Genomic DNA, 26257 nt, shown 5'->3' with positions numbered 1-26257 from the left:
GGTTTTTTGAATTGCAATCGCAAAAAGCCATTCCGCTTCACATGTAAAAACCAGGCTGTGAAATGGAATGGGTAAGTTACTTATCGATTAAAAAATCCGTTCTTTTATGAAACGTGAATTTGTCCTTCTCCCACTAATACAGCATAACCACCGACACGTATGGTTAAGTCTTTACTCTGCTTATTATCCATCTCAATGAAAAAGTGACTTTGACGACCATTATTGTCACCTCTTTGAATACCAAAAACATGTGTGCCTTTTTGTATATGAGGATGATCACAAATGTGACTAGCAAAAGCGGGAATTACACTGCCAATTGGAGGATCGTCATGGTGAGCAAAAGCAGGGCCTAGCAAACGAGCATGAAAATCAGCTGAGTTATCATCGGTATTATTAGCGAAAAGCAGGATTTCCTGTGCTAACGAACTCGGTGCTGAAGAATTACTCCAAGCGGCCTCATTGAATTTAGCTTCACGTATTGCAGTGTAAGACATAATAGGCACAATTAAATAAGGGATGCCGCAAGAAACAATTAATGGACGATAGTTATCAAAGCCTATATCTGCAGGGTTAAGTGATAACATTTCTGCTAATTCTTCAGTTGTTGGTGTGTAATAATCTATCGCAGCATGTGTGTTATAAGATTGTTGAATAATACCTATATCGCCGTTATCATTTTTCGATACATGACTGTTGATAATTTTTTCATGTCCTTTCATGGTTGAGGAAAAAGAAATAAGGTTATGGTTATCGATTAGTGGTATAGCTGTGCTTGCTAAAACATAACTTGCCGCTTGTATTGCATGAACACTACAAGGTAATTCTTTTTCTTTTGAAAACACGCGAATTTCTCGGCGATTATTTTTATCTGCCGTTTGTAAAAAAATAGTACAACTTGCATTTAGCTCTGTTGAAATTTGTTGCATTTGTCTATCAGACAAACCGCTGGCGTCAGCAAAAACAGGTAAAGGCACGCCATGAAAAGGTTGCTCAGTAAATACATCAACCATGAAGTATTTATAATTATTTAATGTGTTCATCGTTTTTCCTTAAGCGATAAGCAGAACAGCATGGCATACAGACGTATTGTCTACTCCAGTCAATTTACTTCTTAAATTCATATCTTGTTCATCACTCTATATTCAATATTGATAGTGGTGTCGCAAAAAATATACCAAGCTATTAAATAAAGGTTAACTTATTGTTTTATATTACTAATGTTTTCGTATGTTATTATTTTGTTTTCTATAATGCTTACATAGGGGGCGATAAAAAGAAAAGTCGCACATAAGCTGTGCAGGGAGATCACTCTCTGTATTTTAAAAAAAGCACATTAAATAAAATTAATAGCAAAGCGAGTGCAAAGATAGGTACAATAATAAGCATACACAATATATTTACTTGAATGGATTTATCATGTCTCTCTCTGTCGTTATTCTTGCTGCGGGTAAAGGTACTCGTATGCGCTCTTCTTTACCTAAAGTTCTCCATGTTGTCGCTGATAAGCCAATGGTGTCTCATGTTATTGATAGTGCACGCTACCTAGGCGCAAAAAATATTTATGTTGTTTATGGTTTTGGTGGCGAAACACTGAAAGCGACATTAACAGATAATGACTCAGGGAAAGATTTAACCTTCATTGAACAGAAAGAACAGTTAGGCACAGGCCATGCAGTTGATCAGGCTTCGCCATTTTTAACAGACGATGAAGATGTATTAGTCTTATATGGTGATGTACCCCTCACGAAAGTATCAACTTTAGAAAGCCTACTAGCCGCTAAACCTAGTGATGGCATGGCACTGTTAACGGTACACTTAAGTAACCCTACAGGTTATGGTCGTATTGTACGTGTTGATGAGCAAGTGGTTGGTATAGTAGAACAAAAAGATGCAACGTCAGAACAGCTAATGATTAATGAAGCTAATACTGGTATTTTGTTAGCCAATGGTGGAGATTTGAAGCGTTGGTTGAGTGGTCTTTCTAATGAAAATGCTCAAGGTGAATATTACCTAACTGACATTATCGCTGCCGCACATCATGAAGGTAAGTCGATTGCTACCGCTCACCCAGAAACAGAAGTTGAAGTTGAAGGAGCGAACAATCGAGTACAACTAGCTTCTTTAGAGCGTGCCTATCAAGCACGTTTGGCGGAAGAGTTAATGATTGAAGGAGCAAGCTTACGTGATCCTGCTCGTATTGATATTCGCGGCTCTTTAACTGTTGGTAGTGAAGTAAATATTGATATTAACTGTATTTTTGAAGGTGAAGTAAAACTCGCTAATGGTGTGAAAATTGGTGCCAACTGTATTCTTAAAAATTGCACCATTAATGAGAATGCTGAAATTAAACCCAATACCATTATTGAAGATGCTGTTATTGGTGAGAGTTGTTCAGTAGGTCCATTTGCGCGAATTCGTCCAGGCACAATAATGCATAAAGACTCACATGTGGGTAACTTTGTTGAAATGAAGAAAACCACGTTGGGTGAAGGCAGTAAAGCCGGACATTTAACTTATCTTGGCGACACACTTATTGGTAAAAAAGTTAATATAGGTGCAGGTACCATTACTTGTAATTATGACGGTGTAAATAAAGCGCAAACTATTATCAATGATCATGCCTTTATTGGCTCGAATAGTTCTTTAGTTGCCCCTGTTACTATAGGTGAAACTGCAACAGTAGGCGCAGGCTCTGTTATTGCGAAAGAAGTTGATAAAAATGATTTAGCTGTTGCACGTTCTAGACAACGTAATATACAAAACTGGCAGCGACCAGTAAAAAAATAGTTTCTCGTTAGTACTTAATGTAACTAATGACACTTTATAATACTTGAGCAAGGTTATTTATGCCGCGAAAAATTTTCATATGGTTTGTTTTTTTACTTTTTATTCAACCTTTATATTCTGTTGCAAAGGATGATATACCAGTTGAATTGCAGGTTGTTGCTAGTATTAATCCTTTACTTCAATATCCGGATGAAGGCGAAAATAAAGGCCCAACGATTGGAATTCTTAACGCAATTTTAGCCGAAGCACAGCTTGAGGCTAATGTTGCGTTTATGCCATGGGCACGAGCATTCTCAATCGCTGAAAGTAATCCTAATACAATTATCTTAAGTATGATTAGAACACCAGAGCGGGAAGATAACTTTTATTGGATAATTAAAGTGAGTCGTCCTGCGCGTGTATTTATTTCTCTAGAAAGTAATATTGAAAACCATGTTGAGACTATAGAGCAAGCAAAGGAAAAGCTTATTGCGGTAATTTTAAATTCTGCTGAGCACAAAGAGCTTATTGCTGCTGGCTTTTCTGAAAAAAAGAATTTATATATTGTTTCTTCACGTGAACAAATGGTTAAGCTATTAGCCAATGGTCGAGTTGATTTACTTTACACCGATCCAAATAATGCAAGAGTTCAGCTAGAGGCTATAAATAAGCCCAATTTAGCTATTCATTATAAAAAAATTACGATGAAAAATCAGCGTACTAGCTATATTGCTTTGAATAAAGGTACAGACAAGGCAATAGCTAAACGCTTACAACAGGCGGCAGATAAGTTCGTAAAAACACCCGAATATGCCTATTTATTGGCTAATTAATTTATTTATGGCTGAATAATAGAGTCTGTTGGTAACAAATATTCGCCAATGTAAGTGCTCTTATGTTCAATTGTAAGCCTTGTCATTTAAACTTCTGAAGTACATCTACTCTAGTACAGCATTATATATTTGGGCTGTAGAGAATTTTTGTTCAGTATAGTTTACTTTTACTAATTATACCTATCTCACTAACGATGTGATCATTTCTACTTGTTGAAATCACTAACTACATCGTTATTTATTTAATAATTAGAACAACTAGTTATTGAAATAAAAGCGTTGTATTTGGCAACTTTTTCTACATATAAAATTGTTCATTTAATTAATTAAACTGGTATTAAATCACCCGATCACCACTTCATTATTCATAAAACATTTGTTTTTTATTGCATGTCATGTAAATAATAGGTTGTCTATTTTTTAGGGGATAAATTGCAAAAGGTTTCGAAATGAAAGATAATAGCGTTCAAAGTGAAAGTTAACTGGTAATTTATCTAATACATCATGTCTAAAAGAAATACTCAACAGCGTCGTCATAGCATTATTACCGAACTTAATATCAATGGAGAAGTGAGCGTTGATAGTTTGGCTAAGCAGTTTGATATTTCAGAAGTTTCTATTAGAAAAGATTTGGCTTCACTAGAAAATAGTGGTTTGTTATTAAGGCGTTATGGTGGAGCCATAGCTTTACCTAGAGAGATTACTGAACCGAAAAGTGAAAAACTTTCTCTACAAAAGAAAGCGATTGCTAAATATGCAGCAACACTTGTTCGAGATCATAACCGTATTATTATTGATAGTGGTCAAACTACGTCTGCTCTTGTAGGTGAACTTGAAAGTAAAAAAGGTTTAGTGGTTATGACGAATGCACTTAGCATAGCTAACGAAATTCACGCCTTAGAAAATGAACCTACCTTATTGATGACCGGCGGCACTTGGGACGCCAACTCTGAAGCTTTTCAAGGACAAGTTGCAGAGCAAGTGCTTCGCTCTTATGATTTTGATCAACTATTTATTGGTGCTGATGGCATAGATATAGATCGTGGAACAACAACTTTTAATGAATTAACCGGCTTAAGTCGTGTTATGGCAGAAGTTTCCCGTGAAGTTATTGTTATGATTGAATCATATAAAATAGCAAAAAAAATACCTAACTTAGAATTAGGATGGCAACAAATACACACCCTCATCACTGATGATGATTTATCTGAATCAGTAAGATTGCAGCTAATAGCTCAAGGCGTAAACTTAATATGCGCCAAGTCAGCTAATTAAAAATAAAGGATATAAACTATGTGTGGCATAGTCGGTGCAGTAGCACAACGTGACGTAGCTGATATTTTAGTCGAAGGATTAAAACGTTTAGAGTACAGAGGTTATGATTCAGCAGGAATTGCAACCATAGATCAGCATAACAAATTAACCAGTGTTAAGCGTTTAGGTAAAGTACAGGAATTAGATCAAGCCTTACAAGAAACGCCATTATCTGGTGGCACAGGTATTGCGCATACCCGTTGGGCAACACATGGCTCTCCAAGCGAAGTAAATGCTCACCCTCACCTTTCTAGTGGCAACATCGCGGTTGTTCATAATGGTATTATTGAAAATCATGACGAATTACGTAAACAACTTCAAGGTTTAGGGTACGAGTTTATTTCTCAAACTGATACTGAAGTTATTGGCCATTTAGTTCATCATGAACTAAAAACGAGTGACACGTTATTAGCAGCAGTACAAAAAGCTGTTCAACAACTTGAAGGTGCCTACGGTACTGTTGTGATGGATAGTACAGATAAAGATCGTATTATTGTTGCACGTTCAGGTAGCCCATTAGTGATAGGTTATGGCTTAGGCGAAAACTTCATTGCTTCAGATATGATGGCCTTATTACCCGTTACTCGAAAATTTGCCTTTTTAGAAGAAGGTGATGTTGCTGAAGTTACTCGTTTTAACGTTAATATATTTGATGCTAATGGCGACCCAATCGAGCGTGAAGCAAAAGAAGCTTCGGTAAACCATGATAGTGGTGATAAAGGTGAATACCGTCACTACATGCTTAAAGAAACTTATGAACAACCTTCAGCGATTAGAAATACGTTAGAAGGGCGTTTACTAGGAACTGAACTTAATATAGAAACTTTTGGTAATGGCGCTGACGACATTTTTAAAAATGTTGAACACGTACAAATAATTGCCTGTGGTACTAGTTACCATTCAGGTATGGTTGCACGTTATTGGTTAGAAGAGCTTGCGGGTATTTCTTGTAATATCGAAATTGCGAGTGAGTTTAGATACCGTAAATCATTTGTGCCTAAAAACTCAATGATTGTAACCTTGTCACAATCAGGTGAAACAGCCGATACGTTAGCGGCTTTACGTTTAGCAAAAGAAATTGGCTACACATCAAGTTTAAGTATTTGTAACGTACCAGGTTCATCGTTAGTTCGAGAATCAGATTTATCATTTATGACAAAAGCTGGCGCTGAAATAGGTGTAGCTTCAACGAAAGCATTTACAACTCAGCTTGTTGGTTTGTTAATGATGACGCTGGCGATAGGTAAACATCACGGTATGCCGGTAGCACAACAAGAAAGTATTGCTAAATCGCTATTAACCTTACCTAACAAACTTGAAGAAGTATTAGCATTAGCGCCTTCAATTGAAGATCTTGCGGAAGATTTTGCAGATAAACAACATGCATTATTCTTAGGTCGTGGTGATCAATACCCAATTGCGATGGAAGGTGCACTTAAACTCAAAGAGATTTCTTATATTCATGCAGAAGCTTATGCCGCTGGTGAACTTAAGCATGGCCCGTTAGCCCTTATTGATGCTGAAATGCCAGTTATTGTTGTTGCACCGAAAAATGATTTAATTGAAAAATTAAAATCAAACGTAGAAGAAGTACGTGCTCGTGGTGGTTTAATGTATGTATTTGCTGATGTCGATGCACATTTTGCTAGTGACGACACGATGAAGGTTATTAACGTACCACATTGTGATGACATAATCGCACCGATTGTTTATACCTTACCACTGCAATTACTTTCATATTATGTTGCTATTATTAAAGGTACTGACGTTGATCAGCCTCGAAATTTAGCGAAATCGGTTACGGTTGAATAAGTTTGAATTTAGGGTGATTTTAACCTTGTAAATCAACAATAAAGTATCATACAGCTTAAGCTATTCTGATAAAGTAGAATAGCTTAAGCTTATTTATGAAAATTCAATATTCCTTCCTAATATTTTCAAAAATTCACATTGAACCTACCACCTATTGTGCTAATTACCAGGCATCGATATATAACCAGGTAACTGCTCTAAACGCTTCATCCATGCTTTAATATTAGTATATTCATCAACTGAAACACCACCTTCGTGTGCAATTGAAATATAAGGATAAATGGCACAATCTGCAATTGTTGGACGATTTACCGCTAACCAATCTTTGTCAGCAAGATGATTGTTGATTAACGTTAATATTCGAGTTGAACGTGCTAACGACAAAGCAAGGTCGCTTTCAACACCAAACTTTTCAATTAATCGAGAGGTATTTGGCCCATGTTGTATTTCGTTAGCTGCAACTGATAGCCATTGCATAACATCAGCTTGTAAATGCGCTTCGCTAGGCCACCATGCTTCACCACCATATTTATTCGCTAAATATACTAATATAGCTTGGCCATCTCTTAATACGACATTACCGTCTTCTAGAATTGGAATTTCGCCCCACGGGTTTAGTTTAAGTAACGTTTCTCCTTTATGCTCTCCTTGAAGATAATCAACAGGTACAATATCTAATGGAGCATTAATAAGTGATGCAAATAATCTTACTTTATAACAATTGCCTGATAGTTCTAAGTCATATAATTTCATTGTTTTTTTCCTCAGATAGTAGTTGGTTAAATTCCAGTACATTGCCGTCTGGATCACGGATAAACAAAGTCATTCTTCTCGGACCCAGTTTTTTAGGCCCCTCAGTGATTTCTATTCCTTCTTTTAATAACCAGCTTTCAAACTGACTTATGTCATTTATAACGAATGCCGGATGTGTAATCCCTGGTTGTTTAATTGCCTCATCAAGCAGCACATTTTTTCGATCTTTTGTGGTTGCGCCATTAAAAATAAGGTTAATTCTAACGCCAGCCGAGGTCATCATTTCATTGGCTTCAGCCTCTGGAATACGATAAGTTTCTTTGAATCCTAGCGATTCATAAAACTTAATAGATTGTTGTCTGTTGCTCACTCTAATTCCGACATGGTCATAGGCAATAGCAATTTGTGAATTCATCATATGTAAACCGTTTATAAGATTTTTGGTTAATTTTTAATAGATCCACTATGACATTTTGTTATTTAAAAGATAATACTGTAAATTTGACAATGATATTTTCAATAAATGAGATAATGATGGATAGATTACAATCAATGACAATGTTAATTAAAGTGGTCGAGCTTGGTAGTTTCTCTGCTGCAAGCAAAGCATTGAATGTGCCGTTACCTACATTAAGTCGGAAAGTATCTGAACTTGAAAATCAACTTGGTGTGCGAGTGCTACATAGAACAACTCGAAAGTTGTCATTAACTATTGCTGGCACTGACTATATTAGAGCCTGTAAAAGGATTATTGAACAGGTTGAAGAAGCCGAGCGTGAAGTCAAAGGTGAATATTTGGAGCCAAGAGGTGAGTTGGTTATTACTGCGCCGGTTATGTTTGGAAAAAAATATGTATTGCCTATTGTTACTGAATTTCTGTCTTTATATTCAAATATAAATGTGCAGCTCATTTTATCAGATGGAAATATGAACTTGTTTGAAAATGAAGTTGATATGGCCGTTAGAATTGGCGTTTTACCTGACAGCTCAATGATTGCGACGCAAGTGGGAAAGATTCGGATTGTTACCTGCGCAAATCAGCAAGTTTTAGCGCAACATAATCAATTATCATCGCCTTATGATTTATCTAACTTTGCATGCATCTTACTAAACACAGCAAATACTCCTCCACATTGGCGCTATTACCTTCCTGATGCTCAAATGAATATTAATATAAATATTTCATCTAGACTCACCGTTACAGATAGTGAATCTGCGGTTTCCGCTGCGATAAATGGCGTAGGGATAACGCAACAATTGCATTATCAAGTTAAAGACGCGGTAGATACCGGCGAACTGAGTATTATCTTACCGGAATTTGAACCTGAGACTGTGCCAGTACATTTAATACATAAATCTAAAAAGTATATGCCGCAAAAAATGAAAAGCTTTTTAGCTTTTGCATTACCTAAACTTAAAAGCAAAATTGGTGCGTTAACTGCGTAGTTAATAATTGATTATGTTGTTAACTATTTGAAAAATAGATAATTAATATATTTTAAAAAACCCCCTTTCAAAACACTGTGTAAGGGGGGCTTATACCAATTCCAATCAGTTTCTTCTCACTTAGCGAGAGTTAAAGGGTTTAGAGGCACAAGTTATACGTTTCAAACATAACTTAAGTACCGACATCCATGTCGGCAAGGCATTATTGATTGAAGAGAATGGTTATTCCCTTGTCAAAATCATTAGTGCTATTTATTACTGTGTTTATCAAACCACCATTGAATATAAGCTACTTTCGACATTAAGTTAGACGGTCGTTTTGTTATGCCATGTGAAGCATCAGGAATGCGTACCATGGCAGTATCAACGTCTTGTAATTTTAATGCTTGATAAAATTGCTCTGTTTCTGAAATAGGTGTGCGGTAATCGGCCTCACCAGTCAATAACATTGTTGGAGTTTTAACATTCCCTACATAGCTAATAGGTGAGCGTTTCATATAATGTTCAATGTGATCCCATGGTTTACCAGGGAACCAATAATCAGCAAAGAAAGGATAGAAATCAGCCGTTAAGACAAAGCTGATCCAATTGATAACAGGTTTGGCAACCACTGCCGCAGCAAAACGGTCTGTATGACCAACAATCCATGCTGTTAGTACGCCGCCACCAGAGCCACCAGTAACAAACAGGTTAGACTCATCAATAAACCCTTTGGCAATTAAAGCATCAACACCCGTCATTAAGTCATCAAAATCGTTACTTGGGTAATTATGATGAATGGTTTGGGCAAATTCTTTACCGTAAGAATCACTACCGCGTGGGTTCATATATAAAACAACATTACCTTTCGCTGCAAATAATTGTACTTCGGCACTAAAGTGCGGGCCATAATTAGCAACCGGTCCACCATGAATCTCTAATATAAGCGGGTACTTTTTCTTGCTATCAAACCCTGGTGGATACGCAACCCAACCTTGAATAGGCAGGCTGTCATGGCTTGATTTAAGCCAAATTTCTTCAACTTTTGCTAATTGCTTATTTCCTAAGGCATCTTCGTTTAAATGTGTTAAACGTTGGGTTTTACCGCGTTTAACTAAAGCAACATCAGCAGGGCGTTGAGTATCTGCAAAAGTTATTGCCACATCACCATCTTCACTTACATCAAAGTCACCACCTGAATAAGGACGACCAAAAGAAACACTGCCGATTCGCTCAGTAAGCACTTTGCGTTTGCCATTACGTGGTTGATAAGCAAGTACTGTTTGTCCTTCGCTGGCGTAGCTAAAGTAAACCCCCTTGGAATCGTCAGCCCATTTAATTTGGCCAACACTACGGTCAAAATCGGTAGTTAAACTTGTTGTTTTACCTGACTTTAAATCACGAATATAAAGTTGAGTATTTTCATAGTTAGTTCGCTTGTCGTCATAACCTGTATAGGCAAGATAGCGACCATTAGGGGATACTCTCGGTTGGCTATCTGGGCCAACTCTATCTGTTACAGCTGTAATGGTTAAGCTTGTTAAATCCAATGTGTATATTTCAGAGTTCGTTGGTTTAAGTTTATATTCATCGTGACGATTTGCTGAGAAATAAAGACTATTACCATCTTCAGCAAAGCTAATAGCTCCACCGTGATTAAAGTTGCCTGATGTTAATTGACGAGCATTACCGCCATTTGCATCAATGCTAAATAAGTGGCTAAAACCTGCTTTAGTATAGCCTCCGCCATCAGCACGGTAATACACTTCATCGATATATTTGGCTGGATCGGCCCAATCTGCCCCTTCAGGTTTGCCAGGCAAGTTAACTGGCGTAGCAGCTTTAGCAGGTACAAATTGACTGAATATTAGTTGTTTACCATTTGGTGACCAGTGCAAGTTACTTGGGCTTTGGGTTAAATTACTTATTTTGGCAACAGCGCCCGTTTTTAGCCATTTGATATAAATTTGGCTACTACCGTCTCGTGTGGAAATAAAAGCTAGGCGAGATTCATCAGGAGAAAGTACCGGCGAATAATCCATATGGACGCCAGATGTTAACGGTTGTAATAATGTCGAATCACTATCTACTGACCAGATATTACTGACTTTACGGTCACTTTTAATATCCATACGGTTACGGACAAAATAAACGGTTTTACCGTTATTAGTCATTTCAAGTTGATTGGCATATTCAAGATCAAAGACATTTTCAAGTTGCAGTGTGGACTCAGGTTGGCTAGCAAAGCCAGAAAAACTGACCATAGCTAAAAGCGTTAGAGGAGAGAAGATTTTCATTTTTGTTCCTTGTTATTATACAGTCTTACCATGTTATCAAGTAACAATGATTAAAAAGATACTTAGTTGCGATGAACACACATTTTTAAAAGGTTAATTACTTAGCATGATTAAATTCTCCTTTGTTATGAGAAAAGAGAAAAACATTTTCTTTACACCTCAATGCGTTATTATGATGTTGCTATTTAAATTGATTTATAAATAACAATTAAACCACGTAAGTGCATTTTTATGTAACTACCTCAAAATAGCGCTACCACAGACTAGTCACTATTTAATAACCTTGGTACAATGGCGAAATTCTAGTTTATTACACTTTTATTGATTTATGTCATTAATAATAAGTAAAAACTATAGTAAGGCTTGCTGAATTGTAAGCTAGTTAGATCACCATTAAGGTTATAGGTTTGAGCTGTAAAAACTACCCGCATACAAATACTCAATCGACTGTAAGTCAGTTGCAATTGAGTGTGCCTGTTGTTTTTTTTAGTGCAAGACTATTTACTGCTTTTAGTATTTTAATCATCAGTTCGATGATGTTATTTTGTGGTTTTATTGAAGATCTATCGGAATTAAATTATTTATTCAACGAAGGGGCTTTATCTGAGTCAATTCTTACGAATATTGTTTATTTCTTTATGCAACCAGCTATGAACGGTTGTTTACTCGTTGGTTTATATTGGTTATTTTTTATTATCTTCCCTACACATAGGGCAGGTATTGTTTTACGTAAAACAGCTTTTGCGTTTAGCGAATCTTTACAGTCTTTTATAGGCTTACACACGCACGGTTGTCGTGCACCTCCTTTATATAAATAGTTGATTACGACTTTTATTGGTTAACTGTTTAGCGCTCTAATCTGCAGCAGTATGTCTGTATTTCAACTACTTCATTATATTTTCTCACCTTTTAACAGTGGATTTTCTGCTGCTTAAAATTCGTCGAGAATAAAACTTATGTTGTTGTTTTATTTAATAAAATAACTTGTTTGAATTTAGGTTATACCATTTATATTAAGTTTTTGCTCTTGTTGTGCGATGAAAAAATAGAACAAGGTAAGGCGTTTGATTTAACGATAGCTAACTATTGTGATTATAAACAACGCAACCTTGGTTTTTTTATCAATACAAGTGGACAATAATTTAATGGCACTGGTGTTAGTAGGATATTCCATTGTTAATTCGAAACCTTTGTAATATAGCTTTAGCTAGTATAGTACTGATATTGTCAGGCTGTGAAGGCGGAGTGCTTGATCCGAAAGGGCAGGTAGGTATTGATGAAAAAAACTTAATCATTATTGCCACTGTTCTTATGTTACTTGTTGTTATCCCCGTTATTGTGATGACTTTATATTTTTCTTGGAAATATAAAGATACACGCACCCATGAAGTTTATGCTCCCAAATGGGCGCACTCTAATAAAATTGAAGCTGTCGTTTGGGCTGTTCCGATTATTATCGTTATTATTTTAGGTGTCATAACCTGGGAATCTACTCATAGGTTAGACCCTTATAAGCCGCTAGATGGTAAACATATTACCATTGAAGTGGTTTCGTTAAACTGGAAATGGTTATTCATTTATCCCGAGCAAGGTATTGCCACGGTGAATGAGTTGGTTTTTCCAGCTAATGTCCCCGTTGAATACAAAATCACGTCAGAAAGCACCATGAATTCTTTCTTTATTCCGCAATTGGGTAGTCAAATTTACTCTATGGCAGGGATGGAAACCAAGCTGCATTTAATTGCTAATGAACCCGGTACTTTTAAAGGGTTTTCTGCAAATTATAGCGGCGCCGGTTTCTCTGGAATGAAGTTTAATGCTATTGCCACACCTACCCAAGCAGATTTTGATAAATGGGTAAGTGATGTTAAAGCACAGAAAAGCACATTAACGAAAGCTGAATATTATGAGTTAGCTAAAGCCAGTGAAAACAACCCTGTAAGCTACTATGGCGATGTCGAAGAAGACTTGTTCCATACCATTATTATGAAATATATGGCTGGCATGTCAGGTATGAAAGACATGGCAAGTATGAAAAAAATGGAGCATAAAATTGATAAAAACACAGTGCAACCATCTCACATTCAAGGCGAGGAATAACTATGCCATTTTTAGGTAATTTAACGTTAGATGCCATTCCATTTCATGAACCCATTATTATGGTGACTATGGCTGTTATTGTATTCGTAGGGCTTGTGCTCTTTGCACTTATTACAAAGTATAAAAAATGGGGAATATTGTGGCGAGAATGGATCACCTCGGTTGACCATAAACGTTTAGGCGTTATGTATATTTTACTTGCTTTAATCATGCTGTTTCGTGGTTTTAGTGATGCCATTATGATGCGTTCGCAGTTAGCACTTGCCACTAGTGGTGCGGCAGGTTATCTACCGCCTGAACATTATGACCAAATATTTACGGCACATGGTGTCATTATGATCATCTTTATGGCGATGCCATTTATGGTTGGTTTAATGAACATCGTTTTGCCATTACAAATTGGTGCCCGTGATGTGGCATTTCCCTTCCTTAATAATTTGAGTTTTTGGCTAACCGCTAGTGGCGCAATATTAATTAACCTTTCACTGGTTTTTGGTGAATTTGCTAAAACAGGTTGGGTTGCCTATCCACCATTATCGGAGTTGAGCTTTAGTCCTGGGGTGGGGGTCGATTATTATATTTGGGCCTTGCAGATATCTGGACTGGGAACACTATTAACGGCGGTTAACTTTTTAGTTACCGTGTTTAAAATGCGTGCACCAGGTATGACGCTAATGAAAATGCCTATTTTTACTTGGACCTGTACTTGGGCAAATATCTTAATTGCTGCATCATTCCCAATTTTAACCGCTGTATTAGCGATGTTAACGCTTGATCGTTACATGGACTTTCACTTTTTCACTAATGATGGTGGTGGTAACGCCATGATGTACATCAATTTGTTTTGGGCTTGGGGTCACCCTGAAGTTTATATTCTAGTCTTACCTGCTTTTGGGGTTTTCTCTGAAGTTATCTCTACCTTTACAAGTAAACGTTTATTCGGCTATAAATCAATGATTTATGCAAGTGGTGCGATTTCAATTTTAGGTTTTATTGTTTGGTTACATCATTTCTTTACCATGGGATCAAGCGCCAACGTTAATGCCTTTTTTGGTGTAATGACTATGGTTATTGCCGTACCAACGGGAGTGAAACTCTTCAATTGGTTATTTACCATTTATCGTGGCCGTTTACGTACCACAGTACCTGTATTGTGGACTCTTGGTTTTATGGTGACCTTTACTGTTGGTGGTATGACAGGCGTATTGTTGGCAATTCCTGGTGCAGATTATGTGCTGCATAACAGTTTGTTTCTAATTGCGCATTTCCATAACACTATTATTGGTGGTGCAGTATTTGGTTATCTTGCAGGTTTTGCATTCTGGTTCCCAAAAGCAATGGGCTTTAAGCTCAATGAATATTGGGGAAAAGTGTCATTCTGGTGTTGGATCGTTGGCTTCTTTGTTGCCTTTATGCCGTTATATGTACTTGGCTTCTTAGGTATGACACGTCGTTTAAACCACACAAATAATCCTGATTGGAATATTTGGTTATATATTGCCGCTGTGGGTGCCGTGATTATTATGTTCGGTATTATTGCGCAAGTAATTCAATTATATGTGAGCTTTAGAGATCGTGAAGCATTAGATGACAAAACGGGAGATCCCTGGAATGGCCATACGCTTGAATGGGCAACTTCGTCACCACCACAAGCGTATAACTTTGCTGTTATTCCACATGTTGATGATATTGACGCCTGGACCGATATGAAAGAAAAAGGTCAGCATTATCAAAGTAAAGCAAGTTATAGCCCAATACATATGCCTAAAAACACATCGGCTGGTGTATTTATAGGGGCAACACTATCAGTTTTTTGCTTTGCTATGATTTGGCATATTTGGTGGTTGGCGATTGTTGGGCTTGTTGGTGCTATAGGGGTATTTATTAAACGTTGTTACAGCAATGACGTTGATTATTATGTGCAGCCTGAAGAAATAGCAAAAACAGAAGAGGCCTATAATTTAAGTGGTCGTGAAGGAGTAAAAGCATGAGTACACTTTCTGTAAACGTAGAAGCGATATCAACACACCAAGCACATGAGCATCATGACACTTCGGGTGATACCGTTTTTGGTTTTTGGTTATACCTCATGACTGATTGCTTATTATTTGCTTCATTCTTTGCGACTTATGCCGTGTTATTTATGAACACGGCGGGTGGTGTTTCTGGTAAAGATATTTTTGAATTAGATTTTGTTGCTATTGAAACCGCTGCTTTATTGGTAAGTAGTATTACTTTTGGTTTTGCCATGATTGCAGCTCATAGCCACAAGAAAGCCTTAACATTAGTATTTTTAGCGATTACCTTTTGTTTGGGGGCTGTGTTTATAGGAATGGAAATTTATGAATTTCAGCATTTAATTGCACACGGTAATGGTCCACAGCAAAGTGCTTTTCTTAGTTCATTTTTCGCCTTAGTTGGCTTACATGGTTTACACGTAACCGCTGGGTTAATTTGGATGACCATTATGATGATAGAAGTTGCTCGTCGTGGTTTAGGTAAAGCGACAGTTACCCGTTTAAGTTGTTTAAGCTTATTTTGGCATTTTTTAGATATTGTGTGGATCTGTGTATTTACGGTTGTTTACTTAATGGGGGCAATGTAATGAGCAATAATGAAACACATCATGATGCATCGCACGGTAGTGTTAAAAGCTACCTAATAGGTTTTGTATTATCGATTATTTTAACCGCGATTCCATTTTATCTAGTGATGAGTGGTGATTATTCAAAAGTGACCACACTGTGGAGTATTGTTAGCTTAGCTATCATTCAAATTTGGGTGCATTTAAAGTACTTTTTACACCTTAACTTCATTACTGAAGATGGGCGAGCCAGTAGTTTCTCGTTTTTGTTCAGTGCGCTCATTATCATTATGGTGGTTGGGTTGTCTGTTTGGATTATTTACGCATCAAACGCAATGATGATGTATTAATTGCAGCTAATAAATGTTGTTAAGAGAGGTTAACATGTTTCGTCGGTATTTAAGTGTCACTAAACCAGGCATTATTATGGGTAACTTCATCAGCGTTGCAGGGGGCTTTTTATTGGCTTCTCGTGGTGCTGTTGAACCCTGGTTAATGGCGGCAACCTTAATGGGTTTATCGTTTGTTATTGCTTCAGGTTGTGCCATTAATAACGTGATTGATAGAGATATAGATATCATTATGGCTCGAACTCGTAAGCGCGTGACAGTCACTGGTGAAATGTCTGCTATAACAGCATTAAGTCATGGTGTTATATTAGGGATTATTGGCTTTGGGTTATTAATCGCTTATACAACACCTGTAGCGGTATTTTTTGCGGCTTTTGGTTACTTTATTTATGTGGGTGTTTATAGCCTATATATGAAACGTAACTCTGTTTACGGTACTTTTGTTGGTAGTCTTTCAGGTGCGGTTCCGCCTGTTGTGGGTTACTGTGCGGTAACGGGAACGTTTGATATGCAAGCCTTAATTTTATTAGTGATGTTCTGTTTATGGCAAATGCCACATTCATATGCAATTGCCATCTTTCGCTTTAAAGATTATCAAGCGGCTAATATTCCAGTATTACCTGTGTCACAAGGTATTGATAAAGCGAAGCATCACATTGTGATGTACATTGCAATATATGCACTTGTTGTTATGTTATTGCCTATTGCTGGTTTTACCGGGGCAGCCTTTATGGCTGTTGCCTGTACAACCAGTTTCTGGTGGTTACTTATGGCCTTGCGCGGGTATCGTCGTGATATCGATATTGTTGGTTGGGCGCGTCAGGTATTTGCGTTTTCAATTATTAATATTACGGCATTAAGCATTGCAATGGCGGTTGATTATCAAAGTATTACGCCGTATATAACTTATTAAGTTCTACCAAATAAGTTGAATGATAAGCAAGAATTAAACTTAAATTAATTTATTTCGATCGATTAATTTAAGTTTTTTTGTATAAGAAATAGCGTTTTAGGTAAGGTTAAGCACTATTAATTAAAGCCGTTAGTGGTTTTTGCTCTTCAATATTTTAGCCAGTCATTTTAATCATTTATGATCTATCAAAAATCGAGTACTGACAAATTTATTTAGTAATCTATGCATTAAATAGACTACTAATAATGTTACCCCGACAGAAACAGATACCGACGTAAAACGATAAAGGCTGTTATATACTAAGTCTTGTTGAGGCGTTAAATATTGACCAAATAGAATCCCCATGGTTGTCATTGCGCCAAAGCCTGCGCCGGAGCCGCCTCCTTCAAGTGCGTGGTAGCGCGCAAATAGCATGATACTAATCCACAGAGCGATGCTAACAAACCATAATATGCCAGAATGTTGAAGTAAGATCAGTTGCCAAGCTAATCCAACATTGCATCCTACTAGTGTACCAATTGCTCGATTTAGTGCCGCACGACCAGCACCGTACCAGTTGAGAGGAAATAAAATTAATACTGAGGACACTTGTGCGGATAGCGAGTCCTGTAAATCGAGCACCTGAAAAACAACAAAAGACAAGGTCGCGACACTTGTAGCTAAAATAACTTCGTGACGACCATTACTTTTAGGTTTATTCGCTATGGGTGGTTTACCTCTTGCTTCTACATCAGGAAATATTGAGTGCATTAAAATTGCTAAAAACACGGTAGTAATGCAGGCGGTAGCGTTTGACATAACGAGATCATTTGCTGACACGTTACTGTAACTAACAAAGTGTAATTGCACAGATAAACTGACGATGCCTAGGGCTCCAAATAAAAAGTAGGGGCCTTGAGACATACATCGAAACATAAAAGCGAACATTAAAAAGACAGCAATAGTCATCGGAATCGGTTGATCACCAAGCATTCCATGTACTAGCAGTATAAATACACTCGCTACGGCCATATTGGCTAAAAACTGACGAATAATATGCGCATTGAGTACAGGTACTAAACCCAATAACAACATCGGATACACAGTAAAAAAGGTGCCGTAATTCCAGTCCATCAATTTACTAATAGTGAAACCTAAAGTCGCACCAAAAGCGACCCGTAAACATTGTTGTATTTCGTTGCCAGTAAGTGCTCTATGGGAAAGTTTCAGTATATTACTTGAGCCAGATAAGGGTTTCATTAGGATACGCTTCATGATGTTGCAGCTAGTAGACGTAATGAATAATGCTGATGATATAAGCTTGCACGTTACCTAACCAATGCGTTAGTCCTTCGCCAGGGTGTAATTGTACCGTGGCTCTGGCACCAGATGGCATCATATCGAGTAAGGCTGGCTTATCAGTGATGGTTATATGAGTACGCATATACTGTGCATCACGCACCCAACGATCTGAATTAACGGGATCAGCAAGCGAGCCGTCAGCATTTAGTTGGCCGTCTTTTATTCCTGCATCAATGGCGATTATTTTTCCATCAAATACTTGGCCAGGAAAAGCGTCAAAGATGATTGACGCTTTATTACCTATCTTTACGTTACTTAATGATTTTTCTCGAAAATCAGCGACGATGTCACCTTGTTTTAGCACTATCGCTGCAACAGGGGTACCAGCCTGAGCGTACTTTCCTGGCTGTAATTGTAAATTGGTTATGCGTCCTGACACTTCTGAACGTACGTCTGTATAGCTTAATTGTAGCTCAGCGTTTTGTAAGTTATTTCTGGCTTGACGTAATAGTAAGTTGTCACTGCCAGCGTCCCCTCTTTGAGTTTTAAGTTTTAATACGTCGGCTTTCGATGCTTCTACTTGGGCCAGTGCCGACTGATAATTAGACATAGTTTTATCATACAATTGACGAGAAACCATATTTGATTTAATTAAACGTTCTACTCGCTCAACTTCAATTTTGAGCTCGTCAACATTGGCTTCTGATACTTTTACCATCGCTTGTGCAGCGATAATCGCAGCGTCTAATTGATGGTTAGTTTGGGCAACACTTTCTAAGGCTAATTTTGCTTTATCAACAGCAATTTTATAAGGTTCTTTATCTAAACTAAACAGTAGTTGGCCTTGTTGTATGCTTTGATTATTGTTGATGTAGACCTTATTTACTTGGCCATTCACTTTGGCTGAAATATTTGCCACAGGGTGCAATACTCTAGATTGTGTACTAACCGGCATCCATAAATCGGCATATAAAAAATAGACAAAGGAAATAGCAAAGACGACAAGCGCAACATGCACCCAACGTTTAAATATTTGATCTGGAGCCATGGCTATTTCTCACCTACATGATATTTGTTAAGCATAATAGAAGCGTTTTGTTCTAGTTTTCGAAGTACCTTAAATAGTGCGTTGAGTTCATCGTTAGATATTCCTTTAGTAAGCTCTGCGCGAACCATGTTTACACTGCCGGTTAACATTTCTATGCATTCACTGCCTGCGGGGGTAAACCATAAACAATGGCATCTACCATCGCTTGGATGAGGACGTCGTTCGACTAAGTTTAAATTAACGAGTTGGTTAACCGTACGGGTTAAAGAAGGCATTTCTATACCTAATTCGGTAGCTAACATATGCTGTGAAGTCCCTTCTCCTAACATTTTAAGATTCATCATCGCTGACCATCTCGCTTCTGTCATTTCCATGGGGTTCACTGCTTGAGATATAACGCCGCGCCATAGACGAGTTACTCTACTTAGCAACCAACCTAGGCTTGGGTTATTAACATTTTGTTTATTAGGTAGTGGCTTTGACATAATAATTCTCACAATTTTCATAATACTTAGCTTGCTAAGTATTATACAGCGTTCAATTTACTTAGCAAGCTAAGTAAATTAGATGTGGCAATATTCTTTAGTATTGATGCTGGTATGAGATTATATTACACCTTCTTCTAGACGGCTAAACGTCTATTTAAAAATATAAAGTTTACTGATATACTGCTGTTCATTAATAAGCCTTCATCATCAAAATCGGCTTTCACTCATAACTTGCGAAATAATTATGCTAGAAAATGAATCAGAATTAAGAATTAGGTATAACGATAATTCCCGTGGTGTTTACTTTATTGGCACTACACCGCCAAAAAGTGACACTCCTATTGAGCAAGTAGAAGATATTGCGACTAAATTACTTGATCGTGTCAGTGATATAGATTTTGATGGGTTAATTATTTATGACATTCAAGATGAAGATTCAAGAACGAATGTTCCTCGTCCTTTTCCGTTTAAAAGTACACATGATCCACGTTTATATTCGTCATTATTAAACAAAAAATCAAAACGTCCGGTTATTACATACAAAAGTGTAGTGCAGTCAGATACTGCAGCATTTAATACTTGGGCTGATGAAGCATGGGAAAAGTTTGGTGTTCGTGATGTTGTGCTGGTGGGTAGCCCATCAAAGAATAATAAAATTAGCTTACCACTTGGTGAAGCTTACCAAACGCTGGTAGAAAATCAGAATAATTTTTTTATTGGCGGGATAACAATTGCTGAGCGCCATGCTAAAAAAGGTAATGAACACCAACGCTTAATTGAAAAGCATCAACAAGGCTGTAATTTCTTTATATCACAAGCAATTTATGACCCTCAAGCTACTATTGATATGTTGACTCGCTATGCTATCGAATGCCAACAGCAAGGCTTAAAACCACAACGTATTATTTTAACCTTTTCACCTTGTGGTAGTAAAAAAACATTAGAGTTTATTGACTGGTTAGGTGTGCGTGTTCCTGAAGCAACCAGCTTGCGTATACTTAATGCAGAAAAACCTTTATATGAGTCTATTCGCATTTGTTGTAATAGCTTACAGCAAATATTAGATGCGTTAGTCCCGTATGATTTACCACTCGGTTTAAATATTGAAAGTTTAACGAACCGTAAAGAAGAAATTGACGGTTCAATTTTACTATACAAGTTATTGCGCTCAACCATGGACAAGTACTTAGCAAGAAAGGAACTTGATAACCTGATCAAGAGTTAAAGTATCGGTGATTTTCACCCGGATTTAGTTAAATAAAAAAGCGGTTCAATTGATATTGACCGCTTTTTTATGTCTTATATTTTATGCTTAGTGTTTGAATACATTAATACCAAACAATAAATATCTACAGAATGAATATTTACTATTACTTAGTTGCCGCATTCGCTTCTAATTGGTCAACTATTTCCAGTAAATCTTTACCTGTAAGGTCTGGCTTTCCTGCTAGCGGATAAAGCGCTTTACCTGGGCGAAGAATAAAACCTGTGCGCCATCCTGCTTTTTCTGCACCCGCTATATCCCATGCATGAGCAGCAATTAACATGGCATCTTCAGGAGCAACATTCATTTGCTCTTGCGCCCATTGATAAACTTTTAAGTCAGGTTTAAAGGTTTCTAAATTTTGTACTGTTAATGAACCGTCAAAATACTCTGCTAGCTTGGCATTTTTTAGTTGAGCGGCAATACCAGCATCAGATGAGTTGGTTAATGTAATCATGGTATAACCCATTGCACGTAATCTTTTTAAGCCTTCAACTACATCAGGGTGAGGGGCTAGATCTCTAAAAGGGGTAAGTACTGCCTTACGCGCTTCTTCTTTCGTTAGTGGTATATTTTTTTGATTAGCAATCATTTCTAGTGATGCGATGCCAATTTCACCAAAGCTATTGTATTCACCAATCATATTACCCACCAAAGAATAGTGTAGCATTGTGGTAAACCAGTAAGGAACAAGCTCATCTCGTCCGCCCAAGGCTTTAGACACTGATTTACCGACATTACCAAGATCTAATAATGTTTCATTAACATCAAAGAAAATTACTTTGGGTTGTATTTTTACATCGGTGTCTAAATCTTTTGCTAGTGCGGCTTCCGAGATAAAGCTTAGTGAAATTAACAAGCTAATTAGAAAGGGTTTAAAATTTATCATTATAAAAAATGCCTATAAGGTTAAGTAGAAGGGTTATAAAATATTGTTACTGAAAAGACCTTTGGAGCATTAAATAAATTTCATTGTTTGTAGATTAAGACCTGCCTAATTGTTTCTAAATATGTATGTCGGTATGAATTTAGGTTAGAAAACATTTTTCTTCGGATAGTTAAACAAATAATTGTTGTAGGTATACTAGAAAAACATAATGATACGTTGTAACATATCGTAAAATTAGTAGGTGAATCTGAGATAAATTACATATGATTGAATATAAACTCCCCGTTACGGTACTTTCGGGTTTTCTTGGCGCAGGGAAAACAACCGTATTAAGCCATATTCTTAATAATAGAGAAGGGAAGAAAGTCGCTGTTATTGTTAATGACATGAGCGAAATAAATATTGACGCTGCTACCATTAAGAATGAAGTGTCACTTAATCGTAGTAATGAAAAACTCGTTGAAATGAGCAATGGCTGTATTTGTTGCACATTAAGAGAGGATTTATTGCTAGAAGTAAATAAATTAGCAAAAAGTGGCAATTTTGATTACCTTGTTATTGAATCGACAGGAATATCTGAGCCATTACCTGTCGCTGAAACGTTTACATTTGCAGATGAAGATGGCGTGTCATTATCAGATGTAGCCACTTTAGATACGATGGTAACCGTTGTTGATGCTGTTAATTTCTTAAAAGATTACGACCAAGCAACATATCTGCAAGACACTGAAGAGTCTCTTGGCGAGGAAGATGAGCGTAGTGTTGCTGATTTACTTGTTGATCAAGTTGAATTTGCTGATGTCATACTTATTAGTAAAACAGATTTGGTCGATAGTTCAGCTCTCAATCAGCTTATCGCTACAATTAAAGCGCTTAATACTCGCGCCAAAATAATCCCGATATCCTCAGGCAAAGTTGATATAAATGATATTTTGAATACAGGTTTGTTTGACTTTGAATTGGCGCAGCAAGCACCTGGCTGGCTTAAAGAGATGCGTGGCGAACATATACCAGAAACAGAAGAGTATGGTATTGCTAGCTTTAATTACGTCGCCCGCTCTCCATTTCATCCTGAAAAATTCTATCAATTCCTTCATAACACCGAACAATTTGGCAAGCTTATTCGTTCAAAAGGCTACTTTTGGTTGGCAACGCGTCCTCAATTTTGTGGACAATGGAGTCAAGCTGGGGGCATTGCACGATACGGTTTTGCGGGTATGTTTTGGCGGGCAATTCCCAGAGAAAACTGGCCTACAGATGAAGAATCTTTAGATGCAATTAAAGAAAAGTGGATTGAACCTTTTGGTGATATGCGCCAAGAGCTTGTTTTTATTGGTCAAAATTTAGATGAAGCAGCAATGATTACAGCACTAGATAGCTGTTTGTTATCAGAAGAAGAACTATTGAGGGGGAAAGATTACTGGTTAACCTTGCATGACCCTTTCCCAGAGTGGGAGGAAGCATAATGAATGCGATAGCCGCTACCACGACTGAATTGACCCCTGATGCGCTTAATGACAATAATGAGAAACAGGTAGTTAACACAATCACACCGAGCTCAGCAACCATCAGCTTAAAAGCAAAGGGCTCAGTAGCAGAATTTAATCCCCAAGTGCTTTCTAAGATATACCAAGAAGACATAAATATTGCTATTTGGAAGCGTGAATTATCGCCAGAGTTAGCGACAGCAGCGGCGATATTTATTAAAGAAAACACAGTGAAATCGACAAGATTAACAGTATCACCTGATGATGCCTTTGATCTGCTATGCAACGCTTTAGGTAGCGATAATGCAGCCGTAACTCTGAGTAAAGATATCGCTTTACTCGTTGATATGTTTTGTTGTTTGTTTGACCTTAAGTATGCAGGGTTACGGTTAACATTATTAGATAAGGCAATGTGTCCACGTTTTCATGTAGATCGTATACCTTGTCGCTTAGTGACAACTTATCAAGGTATTGCAAGCGAATGGCTTGAACATGCTTTGATTGATCGTACAAAACTAGGCGCTGGGAATGAAGGAAAATCAGATGAAGAGTCTGGGCTTTTTCCTGATCTGAACAATATTAATCATCTTAAGCAAGGTGATGTTGCGCTACTAAAAGGCGAAAATTGGGATGAAACCCAAGGATTTGGTTTGGTTCATCGTTCTCCTGCTGTACCAAACGGTGAGCGCCGGTTACTGCTAACACTTGATTTTATTGATTAAAATAATTATTTAATTAAGCATTGCTAGTATATTGGCTCTGTGACCTTAATATTGTTATTGTTGCAACACCATTTGGCCTAAGCGTTAGCCTTGATTTATGTGTATGGGGAATGATGAACCGTATGTGTTTTATCGTAATCCCCTTTCACTAAAACAAATAATTATTGTTTGTGTACTAGAAACATAATGACTAAAAAAATTTATTATTTATTGATTGCTGTAATTATTATCATGCTGACATTCACGGTCGGTGAGCGTTATATTGATTTAGTCGTAAATACACTTCTACCGAATATTAATGACGACAATACTACTAAGGCACTTAATCTTTCAAAAAAACAACAAGTAAAAAGTGCTGCTCAGTTGCACATGCCTGATGTTAATCAACCTCATCAAGACATTGATTCTTTTCAAATAAATCGACCAAGCTCCGTTGAACCACCAAACGTTCAATGTAAAAGACCAGAGAAGCTAGTATTAACAAATCAATACTTTCAGCTTAATACTAATCTCAACACTAAATCTGATAGCTTTACCCTTGAACTAAAAAAGAAGTTGAATACAGCTTTTCAGCATATTGAAAGATCACTTAATACTGAATTGAATCAAACAGTGTTGTTAACTATGCTCTTTAGCAGTACCCGAGCAGATTATGAAGATTTAGCCAGAAAATATAGACGTGAACCTGAAGGAACGCAGGGAATGTACATTTCCTATCATAACGTCTCTCTAATTGACGTGAAAAATTATGAGCAAGGAATTAAAGTCGGTGTTCACGAAGCCATACATGCACTTAATTATGCATATTTTGGCTACACCTTACGTTTTATTAATGAAGGCATGGCAGAGTACTACCAAGCAATATCCGAAAATGGTGATATTCAGTTATTTGATTTTACATGGTTGAAACATCGGCAATACCCCGAGCAGATATCGACCATATTGTTTTCTAAAACTGATTGGCATGGCGTTAAAACACACGAACTTTATCAGCAAAGTAAAGCTTTGTTCTATTTTTTGATGAGTAATGAAAGTGGCAGGCAAGTTCTCAGGGCAATACTAACAAAGGAAATGGAAGACCCTTGTACAGTGTTATCTGAAGATGATATTGAACAACTACTTTTTGAAGTTTACCCTAATCATCAACAAGAATTTGACTACTGGTTTGAAGACGGCCTGAACAACTTTATTAACACCAAAGCTTAATGTGTTAATTTTGCATTGCTTTTAACTTCTTGCTAAGTCCCGTGGAGTAGTAATGGCTCTTACAATAACTAAGCTATTTTTCAGAGCAGGTATTACAAATACAGTTCATTTCTAGTTGCGGGCTAACGAGTTGAAAACCTGCATTCTCAATATTCTGTTTAAGTTCATCAATGGTCGATTTGTTGATAGTAATTTCTTTAACGTCATTACACGTACCACAAATTAAGAACTGCGGTACACCATGGGCGTGATCACAGGTGATATGCGCGCAGGCGATATATTTATTCGCTAAACTTAACTTATGTACTAAGTGTTCTTTTTCAAGAAATTCTAAAATGCGGTATACCGACATCGCAGGTATTTTTTCACCAAAATCTTTCTCAAATAAATCAATTAAATCATAGGCAGAAAGCGCTTTTTCCGATTGAATAAGAGAAAATAATACTTGTTTTCTTTTCGGTGTTAAACGGGTGCCGTGTTTTTTACAATACTGCTCTGCATGTACGATAATTTCGTCAACTTTATTCATTTTTTTATCTCAAACTAATTTCATTTATCGCGTTAAGTGTTGTCGAACCTTGTTCTATTTCTATAATATCATGATCTGCGTTTGGCTAATATTAGAGAATTTAAACACTGTAACAGTAATGACAGAGAACACCTTTATTTTTTTTCAACAGAATGGTGCTTTTTGATAAATTTCTGATGTTTGAGTTAACTTACTG

24 protein-coding genes are annotated in these 26257 nt (G+C 37.1%); 15 read left to right on the top strand and 9 right to left on the bottom strand.

Going from position 1 to position 26257, the window contains the following annotated elements; all coding sequences use genetic code 11:
- Window positions 1-104: 104 nt before the first annotated feature.
- A complete protein-coding gene (locus tag Q4496_RS02875) occupies window positions 105-1040 on the bottom strand; it encodes a PhzF family phenazine biosynthesis protein (RefSeq protein ID WP_215971671.1) in 936 nt (311 codons plus the stop codon).
- A 376-nt stretch (window positions 1041-1416) separates the two neighbouring features.
- Between Q4496_RS02875 and glmU the strand changes: the two genes are divergently transcribed.
- The 4 genes from glmU to glmS all read left to right on the top strand — a co-directional run bounded on the left by glmU (window position 1417) and on the right by glmS (window position 6725).
- Window positions 1417-2787, top strand: a complete 1371-nt coding sequence (glmU, locus tag Q4496_RS02870) for a bifunctional UDP-N-acetylglucosamine diphosphorylase/glucosamine-1-phosphate N-acetyltransferase GlmU (protein ID WP_215971672.1) — start codon at window positions 1417-1419, stop codon at window positions 2785-2787.
- A gap of 59 nt (window positions 2788-2846) precedes the next feature.
- Complete coding sequence (locus tag Q4496_RS02865; RefSeq protein ID WP_303609903.1) at window positions 2847-3599, top strand: ABC transporter substrate-binding protein; 753 nt, start codon at window positions 2847-2849, stop codon at window positions 3597-3599.
- Between the two features lie 504 nt (window positions 3600-4103).
- Window positions 4104-4874 (top strand): DeoR/GlpR family DNA-binding transcription regulator, encoded by a 771-nt coding sequence (locus Q4496_RS02860; protein ID WP_215971674.1) that lies wholly within the window; start codon window positions 4104-4106, stop codon window positions 4872-4874.
- Between the two features lie 18 nt (window positions 4875-4892).
- On the top strand, window positions 4893-6725 hold the full coding sequence (gene glmS / locus Q4496_RS02855) for a glutamine--fructose-6-phosphate transaminase (isomerizing) (RefSeq protein ID WP_215971675.1): 1833 nt from the start codon (window positions 4893-4895) through the stop codon (window positions 6723-6725).
- Window positions 6726-6884: 159 nt separating this feature from the next.
- Here glmS and Q4496_RS02850 read toward each other — a convergent pair whose 3' ends face one another.
- Both Q4496_RS02850 and Q4496_RS02845 read right to left on the bottom strand, forming a co-directional pair.
- Complete coding sequence (locus Q4496_RS02850) at window positions 6885-7478, bottom strand: glutathione S-transferase family protein (protein WP_303609902.1); 594 nt, start codon at window positions 7476-7478, stop codon at window positions 6885-6887.
- On the bottom strand, window positions 7465-7896 hold the full coding sequence (locus tag Q4496_RS02845; RefSeq protein ID WP_215971677.1) for a VOC family protein: 432 nt from the start codon (window positions 7894-7896) through the stop codon (window positions 7465-7467). The genes Q4496_RS02850 and Q4496_RS02845 overlap by 14 nt, the downstream gene beginning before the upstream one ends.
- Before the next feature lie 116 nt (window positions 7897-8012).
- Here Q4496_RS02845 and Q4496_RS02840 point away from each other — a divergent pair, with 116 nt between their 5' ends.
- Window positions 8013-8924 carry a LysR family transcriptional regulator gene (locus Q4496_RS02840; protein WP_303609901.1) on the top strand — a complete coding sequence of 304 codons (912 nt, stop codon included), beginning with the start codon at window positions 8013-8015 and terminating at the stop codon, window positions 8922-8924.
- Window positions 8925-9172: 248 nt separating this feature from the next.
- On the opposite strand, the gene Q4496_RS02835 is transcribed toward Q4496_RS02840, so the two are convergent.
- On the bottom strand, window positions 9173-11167 hold the full coding sequence (locus Q4496_RS02835) for a S9 family peptidase (protein ID WP_252727357.1): 1995 nt from the start codon (window positions 11165-11167) through the stop codon (window positions 9173-9175).
- A 440-nt stretch (window positions 11168-11607) separates the two neighbouring features.
- Here Q4496_RS02835 and Q4496_RS02830 point away from each other — a divergent pair, with 440 nt between their 5' ends.
- The 6 genes from Q4496_RS02830 to cyoE all read left to right on the top strand — a co-directional run bounded on the left by Q4496_RS02830 (window position 11608) and on the right by cyoE (window position 17147).
- On the top strand, window positions 11608-12018 hold the full coding sequence (locus Q4496_RS02830; RefSeq protein WP_215971680.1) for a hypothetical protein: 411 nt from the start codon (window positions 11608-11610) through the stop codon (window positions 12016-12018).
- A 355-nt stretch (window positions 12019-12373) separates the two neighbouring features.
- On the top strand, window positions 12374-13300 hold the full coding sequence (cyoA, locus tag Q4496_RS02825; protein WP_215971681.1) for a ubiquinol oxidase subunit II: 927 nt from the start codon (window positions 12374-12376) through the stop codon (window positions 13298-13300).
- A gap of 2 nt (window positions 13301-13302) precedes the next feature.
- Window positions 13303-15291 carry a cytochrome o ubiquinol oxidase subunit I gene (gene cyoB / locus Q4496_RS02820; RefSeq protein ID WP_303609900.1) on the top strand — a complete coding sequence of 663 codons (1989 nt, stop codon included), beginning with the start codon at window positions 13303-13305 and terminating at the stop codon, window positions 15289-15291.
- Entirely contained in the window at window positions 15288-15905 is a 618-nt protein-coding gene (gene cyoC / locus Q4496_RS02815) for a cytochrome o ubiquinol oxidase subunit III (RefSeq protein WP_215971683.1), read from the top strand. The genes cyoB and cyoC overlap by 4 nt, the downstream gene beginning before the upstream one ends.
- Entirely contained in the window at window positions 15905-16234 is a 330-nt protein-coding gene (cyoD, locus tag Q4496_RS02810) for a cytochrome o ubiquinol oxidase subunit IV (RefSeq protein ID WP_215971684.1), read from the top strand. Before cyoC ends, cyoD begins: the two co-directional genes overlap by 1 nt.
- A gap of 34 nt (window positions 16235-16268) precedes the next feature.
- Window positions 16269-17147: a heme o synthase gene (cyoE, locus tag Q4496_RS02805; RefSeq protein ID WP_215971685.1), complete on the top strand. Its 879-nt coding sequence runs from the start codon at window positions 16269-16271 to the stop codon at window positions 17145-17147.
- Window positions 17148-17318: 171 nt separating this feature from the next.
- On the opposite strand, the gene Q4496_RS02800 is transcribed toward cyoE, so the two are convergent.
- From Q4496_RS02800 to Q4496_RS02790, 3 genes are read right to left on the bottom strand one after another with little or no spacing between them, the layout of a single operon-like run.
- The gene (locus Q4496_RS02800) at window positions 17319-18386 is read right to left on the bottom strand and encodes a DUF2955 domain-containing protein (protein WP_252727342.1); all 1068 of its coding nucleotides are present in this window, start codon (window positions 18384-18386) and stop codon (window positions 17319-17321) included.
- A 25-nt stretch (window positions 18387-18411) separates the two neighbouring features.
- Window positions 18412-19476, bottom strand: a complete 1065-nt coding sequence (locus tag Q4496_RS02795; RefSeq protein WP_303601082.1) for an HlyD family secretion protein — start codon at window positions 19474-19476, stop codon at window positions 18412-18414.
- A 2-nt stretch (window positions 19477-19478) separates the two neighbouring features.
- On the bottom strand, window positions 19479-19961 hold the full coding sequence (locus Q4496_RS02790) for a MarR family winged helix-turn-helix transcriptional regulator (protein ID WP_303601083.1): 483 nt from the start codon (window positions 19959-19961) through the stop codon (window positions 19479-19481).
- Window positions 19962-20208: 247 nt separating this feature from the next.
- Here Q4496_RS02790 and Q4496_RS02785 point away from each other — a divergent pair, with 247 nt between their 5' ends.
- Window positions 20209-21189: a methylenetetrahydrofolate reductase gene (locus Q4496_RS02785; RefSeq protein ID WP_215971695.1), complete on the top strand. Its 981-nt coding sequence runs from the start codon at window positions 20209-20211 to the stop codon at window positions 21187-21189.
- A gap of 145 nt (window positions 21190-21334) precedes the next feature.
- Here Q4496_RS02785 and Q4496_RS02780 read toward each other — a convergent pair whose 3' ends face one another.
- Window positions 21335-22117, bottom strand: a complete 783-nt coding sequence (locus tag Q4496_RS02780) for a haloacid dehalogenase type II (RefSeq protein WP_215971696.1) — start codon at window positions 22115-22117, stop codon at window positions 21335-21337.
- A gap of 263 nt (window positions 22118-22380) precedes the next feature.
- On the opposite strand from Q4496_RS02780, the gene zigA reads away from it, so the two are divergent.
- The 3 genes from zigA to Q4496_RS02765 all read left to right on the top strand — a co-directional run bounded on the left by zigA (window position 22381) and on the right by Q4496_RS02765 (window position 25532).
- Window positions 22381-23583: a zinc metallochaperone GTPase ZigA gene (gene zigA / locus Q4496_RS02775; RefSeq protein WP_303601084.1), complete on the top strand. Its 1203-nt coding sequence runs from the start codon at window positions 22381-22383 to the stop codon at window positions 23581-23583.
- The gene (locus tag Q4496_RS02770) at window positions 23583-24326 is read left to right on the top strand and encodes a DUF1826 domain-containing protein (protein WP_215971697.1); all 744 of its coding nucleotides are present in this window, start codon (window positions 23583-23585) and stop codon (window positions 24324-24326) included. The genes zigA and Q4496_RS02770 overlap by 1 nt, the downstream gene beginning before the upstream one ends.
- Before the next feature lie 186 nt (window positions 24327-24512).
- A complete protein-coding gene (locus tag Q4496_RS02765) occupies window positions 24513-25532 on the top strand; it encodes a hypothetical protein (RefSeq protein ID WP_215971698.1) in 1020 nt (339 codons plus the stop codon).
- 73 nt (window positions 25533-25605) lie between these two features.
- Here Q4496_RS02765 and Q4496_RS02760 read toward each other — a convergent pair whose 3' ends face one another.
- Complete coding sequence (locus Q4496_RS02760) at window positions 25606-26061, bottom strand: Fur family transcriptional regulator (protein WP_303601085.1); 456 nt, start codon at window positions 26059-26061, stop codon at window positions 25606-25608.
- Window positions 26062-26257: the final 196 nt, after the last annotated feature.

The sequence above is a fragment of the Colwellia sp. 5_MG-2023 genome, from assembly GCF_030547795.1.
GTDB lineage: Bacteria > Pseudomonadota > Gammaproteobacteria > Enterobacterales > Alteromonadaceae > Colwellia.
This window is presented reverse-complemented; position numbering and strand designations above follow the sequence as displayed.